Origin of the sequence: Klebsiella sp. 10982 (assembly GCF_048589245.1) — a bacterium.
GTDB classification, from domain to species: domain Bacteria; phylum Pseudomonadota; class Gammaproteobacteria; order Enterobacterales; family Enterobacteriaceae; genus Klebsiella; species Klebsiella quasivariicola.
Window position 1 is genome coordinate 204962 of record NZ_JBMAXV010000007.1, and the last position, 17560, is coordinate 222521.

Genomic DNA, 17560 nt, shown 5'->3' on the forward strand with positions numbered 1-17560 from the left:
TGCCCGGGCTGCATTAATTTGAGGTCAGGCTAAATGAGCAAAGGATCCACAAGCAGTGACGCCCCGTTTGGGACATTGTTAGGCTACGCACCCGGCGGCGTAGCGATTTATTCATCAAATTACAGTAGCTTAAATCCGCAGGACTACCCGGATGACGCGACGTTTCGCAGCTACATCGGCAATGAGTATATGGGGCATAAATGGCAGTGCGTTGAATTTGCGCGCCGCTTTCTGTTCCTGACCTACGGGTTTGTCTTTACCGACGTGGGGATGGCCTATGAAATCTTCTCCCTGCGTTTCCTGCGCGAAGTGGTCAATGACAACATTCTGCCGCTGCAGGCATTCGCCAATGGCTCCCGCCGTCCGCCTATCGCCGGTTCGCTGCTGATCTGGCAGAAGGGCGGCGAGTTTAAGCACACCGGCCACGTCGCGGTAATCACCCAGCTTGTGGGCAATAAAGTGCGTATCGCCGAGCAGAACGTCATTCACTCGCCGCTGCCGCAGGGCCAGCAGTGGACCCGCGAGCTGACCCTTGAGGTCAAAGACGGCCGGTACACCATCAAAGATACCTTTGCCGATACCGAAATTTTAGGCTGGATGATCCAGACCGCCGATACCGAACACAGCCTGCCGCAGCCGGTGCTGCCGGGTGAGGCGATGGCGATCAAAGGCGCGCGGCTGCCAAACAACGGCCAGTTCCGCGGTAAATGGCTGAACGAGAAAGACCCGCTGCAGAAAGCCTATGTGGCGGCCAACGGCCATTTCATTAACCAGGATCCCTATCAGTATTTCACCATCAGCGAAAGCGCCGAACAGGAGCTGATCAAGGCCACCAACGAGCTGCACCTGATGTATCTGCACGCCACCGATAAGGTAATGAAGGATGATAACCTGCTGGCGCTGTTTGATATCCCGAAAATCCTCTGGCCGCGTCTGCGTCTTTCCTGGCAGCGCCGTCGTCATCATATGATCACCGGGCGCATGGATTTTTGCATGGATGAGCGCGGGCTGAAGGTGTATGAGTACAATGCCGACTCCGCCTCCTGCCATACCGAAGGCGGGCTGATCCTCGAACAGTGGCTGAAGCAGGGCTACTACGGTACCGGCCACAATCCGGCGGAAGGTCTGCTCGATGAGCTGGCGGGGGCGTGGAAACACAGCCGGGCGCGGCCCTTCGTCCACATCATGCAGGACAAGGATCTGGAAGAGAACTACCACGCGCAGTTTATTCAGCGTTCGCTGACCCAGGCCGGTTTTGAGAGCAAAATTCTCTTTGGTCTTGATGAGCTGCGCTGGGACGCCGCCGGCCAGCTGATCGACGCCGACGGGCGGCTGGTCAACTGCGTCTGGAAAACCTGGGCATGGGAAACCGCCATTGAGCAGGTGCGCGAAGTCAGCGCCGATGAGTACGCGGCGGTGCCGATTCGTACCGGACATCCGCAGAATGAGGTGCGGCTGATTGACGTCCTGCTGCGTCCTGAAGTATTGGTATTCGAACCCCTGTGGACGGTGATCCCCGGCAACAAAGCGATTCTGCCGGTGCTGTGGTCGCTGTTCCCACATCATCGCTATCTGCTGGATACCGATTTTGAGGTTAACGACGAGCTGGCGAAAACCGGTTATGCGGTCAAACCTATTTCCGGGCGCTGCGGGAACAATATCGACCTGATCGGTCCTCAGGATGAAGTTCTGGATAAGACCAGCGGCCAGTTTGTCGATCGCAAGAATATCTACCAGCAACTGTGGTGCCTGCCGAAAGTGGACGGTAAGTACATTCAGGTGTGCACGTTTACCGTCGGCGGTAACTACGGCGGTACCTGCCTGCGCGGCGATTCGTCGCTGGTGGTGAAAAAAGAGAGCGATATCGAGCCGTTAATCGTTTTGAAAGACAAAGCGTGACGTGCGAAATCCGGAGAGCGGCTCATGCCCTCTCCGGGTGACCGTGTACAGAAAAGGATAGCTCCGGCGCGGCACGCGCCGCCGGGGAGCACCTGCCATAACGCAAAGATAATTAACACAACAACAAGACAGAAAAGGAAAATAGTATGCACGATCGGCGTCTCGCCGCCCGCGCGGGTGAACTCAAGCCCTCCGCCGTCCGCGAACTTCTCAAACACAGTAAACTGCCCGGCGTGATCTCGCTTGGCGGCGGCATCCCGGCCCCGGAACTGTTTGATACCGAAGGCCTGGAGCAGGCGGTGCAGAAGGTGATGAGCGAGCGTTTTAATGACGCATTCCAGTACGGTCTGACGGAAGGCTACCCGCCGCTGCGCCAGGCGGTGAGTGAAATTTGCCAGTCCCGTGGCGTCGCCTGTTCAGCCGCCCAGGTCTATATCACCTCCGGCTCCCAGCAATCGCTGGATATCGTTGCCCGTACGCTGCTCGATCCGGGCGATACTATCGTCGTTGAGCGTCCTACCTATCTGGCGGCGCTACAGGTATTTCAGCTGGCGCAGGCCAATATCCTCAGCGTCGACACCGACGATGATGGGATGCTGGTGGAGCAGCTGGCCGACCTGCTGGAGACCACCCGCGTCAAAGCCGTTTACCTGGTGCCGACGTTTGGCAACCCTGGCGGCAAAACGCTGAGCGAGGCGCGTCGTCGCCGGCTGGTTGAGCTGGCGAAAAAATATGATTTCGTCATTCTGGAAGACGATCCCTACGGCGAAATTAGCTTTACAGACGCCGTGCGACGCCCGCTCTATCAGCACGCTATCGAGCTGGGCTGTGAAGATCAGGTGGTTTACACCTCGACCTTTTCGAAAATCCTCGCGCCGGGGATGCGCATTGGCTGGATTGTCATGCCGGACTGGCTGGCGCAGCAGACGGTGATTGTGAAGCAGGCGGCGGATCTGCATACCAATATGCTGTCGCAGGCGATCACTGCGGAATACCTCAGCCTGAACCGGCTGGAGAACCAGATTGCGTTGATTCGCGAAGACTACCGCAAGAAGTGCGTGGCGCTGGCCGATGCGCTGGAAAGCCGCCTTGGCGAGCACCTGGAATTCAGCCGCCCGCAGGGGGGAATGTTCCTGTGGGCGCGTTTCCGCTATCCGTTCGATACCATGGAATGGATGAAGAAAACGCTGGAAAACGGCGTGGTGTATGTCCCGGGTGAAGCGTTCTATCACGATAAGCCGGATACTCGTACCCTGCGCCTCTCTTACTCCACGGTGTCAGAAGCCGGATTGCTGACGGCCGTTGAGCGGCTGGCCGCCTCCCTGTAACGACCCTGCTGTGCGCCGCTTCTCGGCGGCGCGCAGCTCCGCGTGACGTTAACGTCCAGCGCTGGGGTCAATCTGTTTCGGCGATCCGGTCATCGAGCCAGACCAGCATCAGCGCTGCGAGAAAAGCCAGCGCAAAGGTACCAATAAACAACAACATAGACGTCCCTCGCGGGTTAATTATTTTTCTGGTTTTACCGGAGAGATATTGTTTCGATCGGAGATAGAGATTTTTGTCCCAGCGGCGTGGCTGGCGAGAGAGAAAAAGTCATCGGCATCAATATCGAAGTTAAGAATAATTTCCCTGTACTTCCCACCGTTAATTAACGCTTTGGCTTCTTTAACACTACTGGCAATAATGACAGGCATCAGTTTTATCTCATTTTGAAAACTGAGAAGCAAAATAAGAGTTAGTTCGTACCAGATCAACTACTTTTTATCGTATTCCGCCGCAGAAAAAACGTCGTACTGTGACGCGACGACGACCGGATATTTTGTGACAGCGATCCGGTCATCAACAGCACAATCTTATTCGACGCTGGCGATATGCTGCAATTTTGCCAACTCGTCAGGATGATTTCCCCTGTTGTTTTTCGCGCAATATCTCGTCGCAGCGCTGCCGGTCCTGACGCAGCGCCTGCTGTTCCTGCGGGCTGAGCTGGTGCCAGGTGTCCAGCATCCGCTGCCCCAGCGCCGGCAGATAATGGGTTTTATGCAACGCGTAGTCAGAATTTCCCCCCTCGACGATATTCTGCATATCGTCGAGGAACTGGCGGCTGTCCTCATGATCGATCATGCAAAAGACTGCCCGGTAGTAGGCTTCCTCTTCTGCGGTGTAATGCGGGGTGAACCACCAGACCAGCAGCGCGATAAGCGCCAGCAGCGGGATAATAAAAGGTAATTTTTTCAACATCAGTTTTTTCGGTCGGAGACAATCAGCCGTCAGTGTACCTGCAACGACGGCCTGATGTAAGCGCCGGCCCCGGCGGGCCGGCACAGGCTAGTAGCCAACCGTGTAGATGCGGCCCGTCTGGACCCCTTCAATGCTGCGGCGGTAGGCCTGAGCCACGGCGGCGGCGGGGACGCTGGCAAAGCCCGGGAAAAAGTCGCCGTAGGCTGCCAGCGACTCGCTGAGCACGGTGGGGCTAATGAGATTGATGCGGATCCCGCGCGGCAGCTCGCAGGCGGCAGCACGCACAAAGCCTTCCAGACCGGCGTTGACCGTCGTGGCATTGACCCCCTGAGCAATCGGCTCCTGCGCGACAATGCCGCTAACCAGGGTAATCGACCCGCCGTCGCGCAGAAAATGCTGCCCGATCAGCGCCAGGCGAATTTGCCCGAGCAGCTTGTCCTGCAGCCCGAGATTGAACTGGCTGTCGGTCATGGTGCTTAACGGCCCAAAATGCAGATTGCCGGTGGTGGAGACAATCGCGTCTACTTTACCGGTCTGCGCAAACAGCGCCTCGACGCTCTCCTGCGAGGTGATATCCACCTGATAATCTCCCCGGGTGCGGCCGACGCGGATAACGTCATGTCTCTGGCTCAGTTCTTCGCTGACCGCGCGACCGATGGTGCCGCTGGCACCGATAACGATAATGTTCATGGCTGACTCCTGATGAGGTGAGAGGCTATTTTTTAATAAAACGAATCTCGGATAAACTGGCTAAAAGTTAGAACATTACTAACCAGGGGTTAGCAATATGGACAAATTGCGAGGGATGGAGACGTTTATTGCCGTGGTAGAGTGCGGCAGCTTTACCGGGGCGGCGTCGCGCCTGGGGCTGTCGGCGGTGATGGTCGGAAAATATATCGCCCAGCTGGAAAGCCAGCTGGCGACGCGTCTGCTGGAGCGTAACACCCGACGCCAGAGCCTCACCGACGCCGGGCGGGTCTATTTTGACGAAGCGAAACGGGTGATGGAGCAGGTCTCTATCGCCGAAAGCGCGGTCGAGCGGCTGCGGCTGGCGCCCGCCGGCACCCTGCGGGTGAGCGCCCCCACCTCGTTCGGCGCCAGCGTGATCGCGCCCCTGACCGCCACCTTCCTGCAGGCCTGGCCCGCGGTCCGGGTGGAACTGGATCTGACTAACCGGATGGTCGATCTGGTGGATGAGGGGTTCGATCTGGCGATCCGCATCGGCGAGATCCATCAGGAGGATCTGGTGGCTCGCTACCTGGCGCCGTATCGGATGGTGATCTGCGCCGCGCCGGCTTATCTGGCGCGTTACGGCACGCCCGGGACGCCGGAAGATCTCGCCGATCATCTCTGCCTGTCCCATACGGTCTGGACCGCCCGCAACGAGTGGCGGCTGCCGGGCGTAGAGGGAGAAGTGCGCTGGAAGCGCGATGCGGTTTTGCGCTGCAACGATGGCTACGCGCTGCGCCAGGCGGCGATCGCCGGGGCCGGGCTGCTGATGCAGCCGGAGGTGCTGCTGGCCGATGCGCTGGCCAGCGGCAGCCTGGTGCGGGTGCTGGAGGCATGGACCCCCGAGCCGAGACCCGTGCATCTGCTCTGGCGCCAGGATCGTCGGCCCCTGCCGAAGCTGACGCAGTTTATCGCCCACCTTCAGCAGGGAATGGCCGACGCGCTGACAACGACCCGCGCGTCGGAATAATCACTCCTCCCGCAGCGCCTGCTGCCAGTCGGCAATCAGATCGTTGGGATCTTCGATCCCGACCGACAGGCGGATCAGCTGGGGCGTGATACCGTTCGCCAGGCGTTTCTCCAGCGGGATCGAGGCATGGGTCATGCTGAAGGGCTGGCTCACCAGACTCTCCACGCCGCCCAGACTCTCCGCAAGCGTAAACCAGCGCAGCTTGCTGATGATGCGTTCGGCGTAACCGTCATCGCCCTTCACCACCACCGAAATCATGCCGCCGGGCAGCGCCATTTGCTGGCGCGCCAGCTGATGATGCGGGTGCGAGGCCAGCCAGGGGAACCAGACCCGCTCCACTTCGGGCTGCTGTTCCAGCCATTCGGCGAGCTGCAGCGCGTTCGCGCTGTGGCGCTCCATGCGCAGCGCCAGGGTGCGGATACCGCGCTGCGTCAGGAAGCTGCTGAACGGGTCGAGCACGCCGCCTACCGCATTCTGCAGATAGCCAAGCTTTTCCGCGAGATCGGGGTTAGCGCCGACCACCGCCAGGCCGGCGACGACATCGGAATGGCCGTTGAGGTACTTGGTCGCGGAGTGCACCACAATATCAAACCCATGCTCCAGCGGGCGATGGATCGCCGGCGAGGCGAAGGTGTTATCGGCGACGCTGATCAGGTTATGGCGGCGCGCGATGGCGGCGATAGCGCTGAGATCCGCCAGCTTCAGCAGCGGGTTGGTGGGCGTTTCCACCCAGATCATGCGCGTATCGGGGCGGATCGCCGCTTCAATTCCCGCCAGGTCGTCGGGTTTCACCCAGCTCACCTGCAGACCAGCGCTACGGCGGCGAACGTTTTCCAGCAGGCGGTAAGTGCCGCCATACACATCATCGACCGCCACCAGGTGACTGTCCTTATCCAGCAGCTCCAGCACTGTGGAGATGGCGGCCAGTCCGGAGGCGAACGCATAGCCGCGGGTGCCATTTTCCAGATCGGCGATCGCGGTTTCCAGCGCATGGCGGGTGGGATTGCCGCTGCGGGAATATTCATAGCCGGTGTGCTGCCCCGGCGCCGGCTGAGCAAAAGTGGAAGTGGCATAAATCGGCGGCATCACTGCGCCGTGGCTGTCGGTGAAGGTTCCGCTATGTACGCTCAGGGTGTGAATAGATGACATAAAAAATTCCTTATTGTGCGACTCGGTTACGCCAGGCGGTCAGTACATCGCTGCGGGTGACCAGGCCAAGAAAACGCGCGTTGTCAGCGATTACCGCCACCAGACCGCGATCGAGAATGGCCTGCAGTTCGCTCTCTGGCGCACGCTTATCGAGAGTTTCAACATGGCGGCTCATCGCTTCGCTGACCGGCAGGGAGAAGCGTTGGCGATCGCCCTGTACGTGGCGGATCAAATCCCACTCATCGACGATGCCGACCACGCGGCCATCCTCCAGCACCGGCAGTTGAGAGATGTCATACAGCCGCATACGGGCAAAGACTGCGGCCAGGGTGTCGTCCGGCGCGGCCGTGACGGTGGCGCCTTCGTCATGGCGTAGGGCGATAAAATCACTGAGATCGCCCTGTTCGGGCCGGGCGATCAGCCCTTGCTGGCGCATCCAGTCGTCGTTGAACATTTTGGACAGGTATTTATTGCCGCTGTCGCAGGCGAAGGTCACCACCCGTTTCGGCCGGCTTTGCGCCCAGCAGTAGCGCAGGGCGGCGCTGAGCAGGGTGCCGGTGGAGGAGCCGGCCAGCACGCCCTCGACCTGCAGCAGCTGGCGCGCAGTCTGGAACGCTTCGCGGTCGCTGACGCGATACGCGGTATGCACCCCCTCCAGCCTGGCCAGCGGCGGGATAAAATCTTCGCCGATCCCTTCGACCAGCCAGGATCCCGTTTCGCCGTAGCGCCCGGTATCGACCTGATCGGCAAGGATCGAACCCGCCGGATCGGCGAGAATAAATTCCGTTTTCGGCGAGTGTTCAGCAAACCAGGCCTGAAGCCCGCCCAGCGTACCGCCGGAGCCGACGCCGACGACGATGGCGTCGATGTCGCCCTCCAGCTGCTGATAAAGCTCCGGTGCGGTGGAGGTGGCATGGGCCAGCGGGTTGGCATCGTTATTAAACTGGTCGATGTAAAAGGCGCCTGGGGTTTCATCGGCAAGGCGGCGGGCATAATCCTGATAATAGGCCGGGTGGCCTTTATTGACGTCGGAACGGGTGAGCAGCACCGTCGCGCCCAGCGCCCGCAAGTGAAAGATTTTCTCGCGGCTCATCTTATCCGGCACTACCAGGATCAGGCGGTAATTTTTCTGCGCCGCAATCAGCGCCAGGCCGAGACCGGTATTGCCGGCGGTGGCTTCGATTATCGTGCCTCCGGGCGCCAGTTTTCCCTGGCGCTCGGCTTCATTAATCATCGACAGCGCAACCCGATCTTTAATTGAGCCGCCGGGGTTCTGATTTTCCAGTTTTAAAAACAGACTGCAGGGGCCGGTATCCAGTTTATGCAACTGGAGCAGGGGAGTATGACCGATCAGGTCGCTCACGGAATGAAACAGTGACATAACCATTTACCTACTCGTTTAAGATATTTTTGCATGGTAGGGCTGTAAAAACGGTAATTTAAAGAATATTTCTCTGCCTGTTAGCGCCAAATGGAATATAAGATGCTATTTGGCCATCTGGAAGGAAAGCAGGGCAGCCACCTGGGCGGATCGATTGCCAGAAAAGGGCGATTTAGCCGCTTTTGGCGACAAAATGGCGATTTTAATCAGCACGTTATCCGATATCTGAAAATGCATTTGCGAAAAGATTCTATGGGGAATAGGCCTGCGCTTGCTGTTAAGTGGCAGCGGGCTAGCCAGGAGAAAAGCGCAGCAGGGAAATCACGGGTTAGCGTTGTTCGATGAAGAGTCCGGCTACAGAAAAGCAAAAACCCGCCTTTTGGGCGGGTTCTTTAAATAGTGGTGCCCGGACTCGGGAACATTCAGTACTCTATTAAATTGAAATTTATTATAAATCTGTTTTTTGGTTAATGATCAAAACCCTGCGTTAGATTCATAATTTTATTTTTAAATCAAAACACTAGATTTGAATGTTTAAAGGCATGTCCGGTTCGATACTCCGATTCGATTCCCTCAAAATTTATCGTAATGACATCTGCGTTACGCATGTTGTATGCTTTATATCCAGAGAAACACAAGAGGACAACACCATGCCAGCCGCAAACAGTATGACAATGAAACGCGAAACCTTGAACCTGCGCATCAAGCCCGCCGAGCGCGATCTTATTGATCGGGCGGCGAAAGCCAGAGGGAAAAACCGCACTGACTTTGTGCTGGAGGCCGCCCGAGCTGCCGCTGAGGAAGCGTTGATTGAGCAACGCATTATTATGGCCGATCCGCAGGCTTATCAGGAATTTCTGGCCCGTCTGGATCAGGCTCCTGAGCCCAATGCCGCATTGCGTAAAACCATGCAGACCCCTGCGCCGTGGGAGCAGGAAAAATGATCTCCGCTCCAGAACCGCTTCATACCGGGCATATTCTTACCCCGTTTTGCTGCGGTATAGATTCCATGGAACACTGGCTGAAACAGCGGGCGATGAGAAATCAGGTTACTGGCGCATCCCGCACCTTTGTCTGCTGCGACGACGCGAAGGTGATGGCTTACTACTCACTGGCTTCCAGCGCTGTGACGACAAATACTGCGCCTGGTCGCTTTCGCCGCAATATGCCTGACCCGATCCCGGTTGTGGTGCTGGGTCGTCTGGCGGTGGATAGATCGCTGCATGGGAAGGGGGTTGGACGGGCGCTGGTGCGCGACGCCGGGCTGCGTGTGATTCAGGTGGCGGAGACTATCGGCATTCGCGGGATGCTGGTTCACGCCCTGTCAGATGAAGCACGGGATTTTTACCTGCGGGTGGGGTTTGAGCCGTCGCCAATGGATCCGATGATGTTGATGGTGACGTTGGGGGATTTGGTTCATGCCTGATGGGTATTATTTAAATATAATTATCAAAAGATATCGTTGTCTGGTATGTCAGTTATCAGAATCCATCAGGTAATCCGGGTGACCATTCGAATATCAGTTATATGATGGCGACAATCGAATATCTCTGGCTGTATGCATTATTTCAGCTCATAAAATGAGCTGCATCTACAGTGTCAACACTGTTTGAGTTTAGGCGCTTCTGTTATTTCAAATAGAATACTGGAAGATTAACCATAACAAGGATAGTAGTTAATGGGTATGACTGGATTGGTAGTAATCGTTAAGTTAATCAGTGCAATTACTATTGGGACCTTCATGGCAGTTGCCGTCTGGTTGTGCTTCAAAAGAGTAAATACAATCATCATCTTCAGCCTGATCTGGCTATCATCCATTATCCTGATTTATATTTTTATTGAGCTAAAATAATCTGAATTAATATTGGGGGTGCTTATTAAATTTAAAGCAAATCCACTTGGCATTCCGGATGGCGGTATCGGTATTTTAGTGCCCGGACTCGGACTAACGCCGCAGGCGTTGAACAGCGCGCGTGCCGCGCTGGCCCCGAAGGGGTGAGCCGCTGTGCGGCGAATAATCGAACGCAGTTCGATGGAGAGTCCGGATGCAGAAAAGCAAAAACCCAGCCATAGGCTGGGTTCTCTAAATAAGTGGTGCCGGACTCGGAATCATATCCACGATTAACGTACTGTTTGTTATTGGTTTTGTGGTATTTCTTGTAAACAGCGCCCCCACGAAGCCCCCCACATAAAATTGCTTTGGTTTTGTGAGGGTTATCACGAAAATCGCATAAGTAGTTAGATTTTATCCGCAGTCCACTGAACCTTTTCATTTAAACACGGTTTTAGATATTTGCCTGCCACAGATAGTAAGTGATTGTAGTTAAATCCTCCGCGTTTCTGGAAGTTTCCCCGCAGTGAATGTTTGGATACTTACCTATATTTATAAGATTTTTAAGTCGGTACATATTGTTCCACATATCGGACGATGATAAGAACAAGATGGAATGGCGCAATTCATTGAACTTGACAGAATTTGATTGCATTGGAAAACAATATTCCATAAATTTCATGGTGTTGATAATAATAGACTTATTGGCATTGATTTAGTTGAACGTTTTATCGTACATGGAACATACAAGGAGTCGGGATGCCAGAGGACGTAAAAAACATGCTTAGCGCTACGGGGAAAAGAGTTGCTAAGCTTATTCCCTATGTCGTTTTGTTATCAGGAGTAGTTGTCTGGAGCTATTTGAACAGTATAGGGCGAGTGGATATTTTCCCTGATATACTTTCGTTTAATGCTGGGCTTATGTCGATTTTGGTTTCAGTTATGGTATTTGCACTGGCAATTTCAATGACATTGATTGTACCCAGTTTTATATTGATAGTTATTAAGTCAACTTATGAAAAAAACAGTCGTGCTGTGAGTGTATTATCGAAGCTTCCTGCTGCATGTTTGTGTTTATCCATACTGTATTTGGCTATGGTTTTTATCCCATTCATACCTGAAGTGGCGAAAGTAACTAAGGGATATGAACCAGGGATTGTTCTAATAGTCTCAATTATTTTGTTTTTGTCATTTTGCTTTGTATTCCTGACGTTAATGAGAAATTTTAAATGGAATAAAGATGATGGTGTAATAAGTAATATAGGGGTTTTTATCGGGCATACACTCGTAAATTTGTTTGGGACTTTTTCTGCGACATTGTCAATTTCTATCCCGATCTCGTTCCTGATGCAGTCAAGTAAAGGGGAAAGTACTACTGCTGTAATTTTTGCACTGTTATTTATGATTGCATTCTCTTTTCTTACGTTTTTTCCTTCAATTATTTATTTTACCAGTATGGAAAGAACAAAATGCAGTATTGTTTCAGCCATTCATCAAATATCATTGGCAATTGTGGGGGTGGTTTTGGTGACATTTTTATTCTTCCCTAATGTCTCAACAATATTTATATATTCATCACTCAATGCGATTGGTCTTGTTAGTAAAACACCACATTTTTATCTCATTAACGGAGAAAAGTATAAACCTGCTATGTTTCATAAAACGTCATGGGATACTCAGGTGCTATCAGATATGGGAGAACATTTTTACATTAAAGGCGTGAGTGTATTTTCTGTGGAAAGTAAAAACCTGATTTGTCCTATGGCAGTGGTAAAAATCAGGGATGAGACATATGAGAGAGATTACGTATCTTTTGTTCCGTTTGCTGATAGTAAGAAAATTGCGGAATTAAAAAAAATTACCAAAGACTGTCTGATATTAGACGATGTTGATATTCAACAATGGGATACATTGTTTGATGATAATGGGAAAGTGAGGGAGTGATATTTTGCGATAAAATAATAAATATTTGCCGGGAACGCTTACTTTAGTTATGTGTGGAGTCAGGTCCACACATAACGGCCTGAGGCCCACATATAGTGGGGGAACTCCACACATAGCGGCGCTAAAAAAACCATGCTGCATTAGTCCCATCCCTCTTCGCATTGAACATCGTTCAAACTTACATTTGATATGTTGGAACAAAGGTTTTTGAGATAATTAGAAAAGGTGATCTTTCTAATCTATAGATTATATTAGTATTTTTGCTATACTTTTGAGATATTGTCATGCACCAGATGAGATAACTAAACATCATGGCTCAATTTAATCACTTTGAACTCTCGCTTCTGAATCCCAGCTTTGACTCCCCTTTGGTCGATGCGCTGACAGAGCTGGAGTTACTCCGGCACCTGCGGCTGGAAACCGATGTTCATCCTATCCTGTTTGCGCAGTTGAAGGCCGTTTTCCACATGCTGGAGAGTCTTGGTTCTGCAAGGATTGAGGGAAACCACACCACGCTTGCCGACTATGTTGAAAGTAAGGTTGAAGGAACCCAGAGTTCGACGGACCAGCTCAAAGAAATCAATAATATTGAAACCGCGATGGAGTTCATTGACGAATACCTGAACAACGGCGATGAGATAACGGAATATTTTATCCGCGAGTTGCATAGCCTGGCGGTAGTCGGGCTGCAACAGGAAGGTGACCGAACGCCTGGCGCATATCGGCAACATAACGTCAGTATCGCTCAGTCTGACCATTTACCGCCGGACCACATTCGCGTTCCTGATTATATGGCGGAACTGACGGCCTTTATTAATCGTGCCGATAAGCCAAAGTACGATCTGATGAAGATTGCGCTGGTGCATCACCGCTTTGGCTGGATACACCCCTTTGGCAATGGTAATGGCAGAACGGTCAGATTGCTGACCTATGCGTTGCTTATCAAGTATGGTTTTAATGTTCAGGCTGGTGGGCGGGTTCTCAATCCAACTGCGGTATTCTGTAATGATCGTGAGCGCTATTACGCCATGCTTTCGTTAGCCGATAAGGGCACAGAACAGGGGCTGGAAGAATGGTGCTTATATGTGCTTTCGGGGATCTCCTCTGAGCTGAAGAAAGTCGATCAACTGACAAGCCACGCTTTTCTGAGCGAAAAGATCCTGTATCCGGCTATCGATTTTTCGTCGGAGCGAGGGCTGATAAATCTGCTGGAATCGAAGGTACTGAAACGCGCCGTCGAGTTGGGGACGATAAAAGCGGGCGATCTACGTACCGTTTTGCCTGATCTGAAACCGACGCAGGTGACTTATCAGCTTGGTAAGCTGATTGAGCGGGGATTGCTCCAGCCGGTAGAAGAAGGGGCTCGTTCCTATACGGCGAAGTTTTCTAATTCGTATCTGATACGTGGGGTGATTAAGGTTCTGCGGGAAGAAGGGTTTATCCCTGATTTGTGATTTTGATATTTTCTGTTGTTGCATTGAGATGGTTATTTAATCACAACACTAATATGTAGTGTTGGTAGCGTAAAAATAATTAGGTGTAGAAGATAGTGTATTTTGAATGGTACTAATACACTTATTAAATAAATGAGGGAAGAAGCATGCTGGAGAAAATAATACCGTATTTGCCTTTTGCTGGACTTATTATTGGTGCATTTCTACAATATTTTTTTACAAGACAGATAGAGTATTCACGTTCTTTAAGAGAGTTAAAGTCAAAAGCATATATGAATTATTTAAATGGCGTATGTGAGTTGGCACAAATTACGCTATTTTGTTCTCCAGAGAAGATCCCTGAAAAGTGACAGCTTTATAAAGCTCGCAGATGCGAAAGCTAGAATATGCCTTTATGGTTCCAGTTCCGTTATTCGTTCATTTTCAAAATTTGAGCAATTAGGAGCAACAATGAATACCAATGAGCAAAGAAATGCTTTTATCAAAATGGCAACAGAAATGAGAAAGGATGTCAGGCTTAGAACAAATTTATCAGCAGAGGACTTAAGTTGGGTTCTACTAGGGAAATATTAAATAATATCTAATATTATCAGTAACTTATTATTTTAAAATATGCCGTGGGAGTTATTAAAAATACTCAAAGCGGTAATCCATAAATTTCCTCCTAACCTGTAAATGCGAAATAAATGGGAGTATCTATGAGTGATGTATCCTATAACGATCAACCGATACAAATTCCCTCAGAAGATCGGTTTGGTATAGATCCTTTTGCCAGAACACTAGCTAGCAGCATCCTCAAAATGAAGTCGCCACAAGGCTCTGTTATTGCGCTTAATGGCCCCTGGGGTTCAGGGAAAAGTAGCGCTGTGAATTTGATTAAACATCATCTTGAACAACCTGTTAGAGATGACGATATTGTTATTATCGATTTTGCTTGCTGGTGGTTTCGGGGCGAAGAAGCACTGGCATTAGCGTTTTTTCGTGAATTATATGCGGGGCTATCACCATCTTTGGGGGAAAAACTTAAACAGTCTCTTCCTAAGTTGGGGGCAAGGCTATTGAAGGCTGGTTCAGTATTAGGTGGAGCAGCAGATTTGGTTGGCGCAGGGGGAATCGGTGGCGTTGCTGGTAATGCAATGGAGTGGCTGGGAGAGTTAATTGAGCAAGAAGAAGGTGTCGAGAAGCTTCATGCAAAACTATCAGCGTCATTGCAAGAACAATCAAAGAGATTCCTTGTGGTGATTGATGATATTGACAGACTTTCTCCTGATGAAGCGTTATTGATTTTTCGACTAGTGAAATCTGTTGGACGTCTTCCAAATGTGATGTATTTGCTCGTATATGATCGACTTCTGGCAGAGAAAATTGTGAGTGAACGATTTCCTTCCGAGGGGCCACATTATTTAGAAAAAATTGTTCAGGCAGCGTTTGAATTACCTGAACCAATAATGAGTGATGTGCAACGGCACCTGTTAGAACAAGTAGGTGTTATTTGCGGTGATATTCCTGATGAGCAGGTAGTTCGATTTTTAAATATTTTTTATGAGGGAATTGCAGACGAGATGCGAACGCCAAGGGATGTGGCCCGGTTTGTTAATTCACTCTCTGTCACATGGCCTGCTGTCGCTGGGGACGTCAATGCTGCCGATTTTGTTGCGCTGGAAGTATTACGTTTACTGCATTCGGATATTTACCGCGCGATAAGGCAGAATAAATCATTACTTTGTAGTATAGAGTTGAGGGATCAGACAAGTAAGACTCAGGTAGCTGAGAGATTTGATGGTCTATTTTTTAAAAACAAAGAACCAGAACAACAGAATAGATTACGTTCTTTATTGAAAAGAATATTTCCTGCGTTGGAAAGTGTCTGGACTAACATGGTGTATACGCATGATAGGGAATTGGTATGGTCCAGAGAGCGGCGTGTGTGCTCAATCACTCATTTTGACACATATTTTCGTTTCTCTATAGGTTGTGATGTTTTATCCGCTGAGGAACTCAATGATATTTTGTTAAAAATATCCGATATTGAATATATCAAAAGTGTATTGCGAGATTCTTTAACTATTAATCGTAGTACTGGTGGTACAAAAGCGGCTGTTATATTACATGAATTGAAAGTCAATGCTGAGAAAATTTCAGTAGATAACATAGAACCGCTTCTGACTGCATTATTTGAAATTGCGGACGAGATGGATATCGATGCCGATCAAGCCAGAGGACTGGATTTTAGCAATAACGCATTTCGGCTACACTGGTTATTGCGTGCTCTGACTAGAGAGAGATTGTCGCTGGTGGAGCGTTCAGGAATATTTGTCTCTGCTTGTAGGCAAGCCTCATTAGGTTGGTTAGCGGATTTTACAAATTCGGCATGGACAGATTATCACCCTACTGATGAAAGACCACCAGAGTGTGAAGACAAATGCTTAACAACTGAAGAAGATGCTGGGTATCTGAGAACGATGCTGGCAGATCGTTTTGCTAGGGAACTTGATAGGGATAACGGTTATGCTTTATTAAGGCATAAGGACTTTTCATTATTGGTATATCAATGGCAACAGTTACTCGGAGAAAATGATTTACGCATTAAGCAATGGATAGAAACTCTCCTTGACGATGACGAAAGTATTAGATTAATTGCAATTGCATTTACCTCTTACGGATGGACTCAAACGATGGGAGATTTAGTTGCCAGAAGAAAGACCCATGTTAATATTAAGGGGTTAGAGCAATTTATAGATATTAATATATTTAAGAAACGGATAGAGGAATTAGCTGAAAAAGGTTGTTTCTCCGAGGTTAACGAATTTTGGGATTGTTGGCTTAAACTGAAATAGCATTATGAAAAATAAAGGCTTTGATTACCTATCAGAGCCTTTTTAAATGATTAAATAGATTCGATATTTTATATGGTTGATTAGATTCATTTACTAAAAATAATCTATAGCTATTTTATTTTTATGAACTTGTTACCTTTAAAGGATTTAATTAACTCTTTTTTCATATCCTCAATAGCTTTTTCAGCATACTCTTTAGCCATATCTATTCCTTTAGATTTAACGACGAGCAATAAAGACGTGAAATCATTTTCACGCCCACACTGCGCGCAAACAACAACGCTACCATGATGGGGTTCATAACCGTCATAGGGAATGGCGAACTGTGTAGAATGACAGAATGTACAATGCAGACTGATATTTTTTCTTAATTCGCCCATGTGTTTGTCACTTTATCCGGCTATGCCAGAAATACCACCAGCAATACCGCCTGTAATTGCTGAAACCAGAGGATGCTCGAGTAATTTAGTGAGTCGGCTTTTGGCTTCTTTTTTCTCTTCATCAGAAGCCTCTGAGGCATCAATTTTTTGCTCCAGTTCATGGAACACCATGTTGAAATTCTGAGTGTTTCCGTTCCCAACCTGAGCAGGACCATTGACGTTGAGTGTTGCTATTTGCATACTTGCTCCGAGTTCATAGGCGCGTTTTTTACCATGCTTTACGGAAATCGCTCTGCTCTGACCCTCTTCTGTAATTTTGATCGCGCAGAAAGTATTTCCATAATCGTTCATAATAAGAGAACGTGTTATACATATCCTAATAATTTTGTAGAGGTCATCTTTATTCCAGTCGTTCTTTTTGGTAAAAGAAACAAAATCACCAGCTCCTTCGGTAAAGTCAAAGTATGCTTGCTTAATTGTCATCCCTTGGTTTTCTAAATCATCGTTCATAAAAACTAAAAGTGTATCAATATCGTTTTGGATTTTTTCCACGTCTATTTTCCTTTCTGAGAAAATCAGAATACATTTTTGAGCATACCATGATTTTGTATAAGCTTACTGATGTGGTTTGTTCATTTCTGCGATCTGACTTCAAAAAAATGGCCTTGCCGCAGTGAGCCAATCACGGTATCGTTTACCCGTACCTGCAAGTTCAGGTGCCGGGTTTAGCAGCCTGTAGTGGGCAGCC

16 protein-coding genes are annotated in these 17560 nt (G+C 50.0%); 9 read left to right on the forward strand and 7 right to left on the reverse strand.

Features of this window, described 5'->3' with window-relative positions; translation table 11 throughout:
• Nucleotides 1-33 precede the first annotated feature (33 nt).
• Nucleotides 34-1899: a bifunctional glutathionylspermidine amidase/synthase gene (gss, locus tag ACKLKD_RS09195; RefSeq protein WP_025710485.1), complete on the forward strand. Its 1866-nt coding sequence runs from the start codon at nucleotides 34-36 to the stop codon at nucleotides 1897-1899.
• A 146-nt stretch (nucleotides 1900-2045) separates the two neighbouring features.
• Nucleotides 2046-3227, forward strand: a complete 1182-nt coding sequence (locus tag ACKLKD_RS09200) for a PLP-dependent aminotransferase family protein (RefSeq protein ID WP_080924467.1) — start codon at nucleotides 2046-2048, stop codon at nucleotides 3225-3227.
• A gap of 177 nt (nucleotides 3228-3404) precedes the next feature.
• Here the strand turns inward: ACKLKD_RS09200 and ACKLKD_RS09205 are convergent, their stop codons facing one another.
• From ACKLKD_RS09205 to ACKLKD_RS09215, 3 genes are all read right to left on the reverse strand, one after another.
• The gene (locus ACKLKD_RS09205) at nucleotides 3405-3593 is read right to left on the reverse strand and encodes a hypothetical protein (RefSeq protein ID WP_025710483.1); all 189 of its coding nucleotides are present in this window, start codon (nucleotides 3591-3593) and stop codon (nucleotides 3405-3407) included.
• A 199-nt stretch (nucleotides 3594-3792) separates the two neighbouring features.
• Nucleotides 3793-4137 (reverse strand): hypothetical protein, encoded by a 345-nt coding sequence (locus ACKLKD_RS09210; protein ID WP_025710482.1) that lies wholly within the window; start codon nucleotides 4135-4137, stop codon nucleotides 3793-3795.
• Between the two features lie 87 nt (nucleotides 4138-4224).
• Nucleotides 4225-4827, reverse strand: a complete 603-nt coding sequence (locus ACKLKD_RS09215; RefSeq protein WP_080897362.1) for a short chain dehydrogenase — start codon at nucleotides 4825-4827, stop codon at nucleotides 4225-4227.
• A gap of 97 nt (nucleotides 4828-4924) precedes the next feature.
• Between ACKLKD_RS09215 and ACKLKD_RS09220 the strand changes: the two genes are divergently transcribed.
• Nucleotides 4925-5836, forward strand: a complete 912-nt coding sequence (locus ACKLKD_RS09220; RefSeq protein WP_080897363.1) for a LysR family transcriptional regulator — start codon at nucleotides 4925-4927, stop codon at nucleotides 5834-5836.
• Here ACKLKD_RS09220 and ACKLKD_RS09225 read toward each other — a convergent pair whose 3' ends face one another.
• Entirely contained in the window at nucleotides 5837-6985 is a 1149-nt protein-coding gene (locus ACKLKD_RS09225; protein ID WP_080897364.1) for a trans-sulfuration enzyme family protein, read from the reverse strand. It abuts the gene before it with no gap.
• A 10-nt stretch (nucleotides 6986-6995) separates the two neighbouring features.
• Nucleotides 6996-8372, reverse strand: coding sequence for a pyridoxal-phosphate dependent enzyme (locus ACKLKD_RS09230; protein ID WP_165931765.1), 1377 nt, complete (start codon nucleotides 8370-8372; stop codon nucleotides 6996-6998).
• Between the two features lie 644 nt (nucleotides 8373-9016).
• Between ACKLKD_RS09230 and ACKLKD_RS09235 the strand changes: the two genes are divergently transcribed.
• The 6 genes from ACKLKD_RS09235 to ACKLKD_RS09260 all read left to right on the forward strand — a co-directional run bounded on the left by ACKLKD_RS09235 (nucleotide 9017) and on the right by ACKLKD_RS09260 (nucleotide 16432).
• Nucleotides 9017-9310, forward strand: a complete 294-nt coding sequence (locus tag ACKLKD_RS09235; protein ID WP_025710477.1) for a DUF1778 domain-containing protein — start codon at nucleotides 9017-9019, stop codon at nucleotides 9308-9310.
• Nucleotides 9307-9792, forward strand: coding sequence for a GNAT family N-acetyltransferase (locus ACKLKD_RS09240; protein WP_025710476.1), 486 nt, complete (start codon nucleotides 9307-9309; stop codon nucleotides 9790-9792). The genes ACKLKD_RS09235 and ACKLKD_RS09240 overlap by 4 nt, the downstream gene beginning before the upstream one ends.
• Nucleotides 9793-10956: 1164 nt before the next feature.
• Nucleotides 10957-12141, forward strand: a complete 1185-nt coding sequence (locus ACKLKD_RS09245) for a hypothetical protein (protein ID WP_080897366.1) — start codon at nucleotides 10957-10959, stop codon at nucleotides 12139-12141.
• 311 nt (nucleotides 12142-12452) lie between these two features.
• Entirely contained in the window at nucleotides 12453-13595 is a 1143-nt protein-coding gene (locus ACKLKD_RS09250; protein WP_025710473.1) for a Fic family protein, read from the forward strand.
• Between the two features lie 146 nt (nucleotides 13596-13741).
• Nucleotides 13742-13945, forward strand: a complete 204-nt coding sequence (locus tag ACKLKD_RS09255) for a hypothetical protein (RefSeq protein WP_132312311.1) — start codon at nucleotides 13742-13744, stop codon at nucleotides 13943-13945.
• 348 nt (nucleotides 13946-14293) lie between these two features.
• Nucleotides 14294-16432: a KAP family P-loop NTPase fold protein gene (locus ACKLKD_RS09260; protein WP_025710472.1), complete on the forward strand. Its 2139-nt coding sequence runs from the start codon at nucleotides 14294-14296 to the stop codon at nucleotides 16430-16432.
• 110 nt (nucleotides 16433-16542) lie between these two features.
• Here the strand turns inward: ACKLKD_RS09260 and ACKLKD_RS09265 are convergent, their stop codons facing one another.
• Entirely contained in the window at nucleotides 16543-16812 is a 270-nt protein-coding gene (locus tag ACKLKD_RS09265) for a hypothetical protein (RefSeq protein ID WP_071993226.1), read from the reverse strand.
• Nucleotides 16813-16824: 12 nt separating this feature from the next.
• A complete protein-coding gene (locus ACKLKD_RS09270; RefSeq protein WP_223862161.1) occupies nucleotides 16825-17364 on the reverse strand; it encodes a hypothetical protein in 540 nt (179 codons plus the stop codon).
• Nucleotides 17365-17560 lie beyond the last annotated feature (196 nt).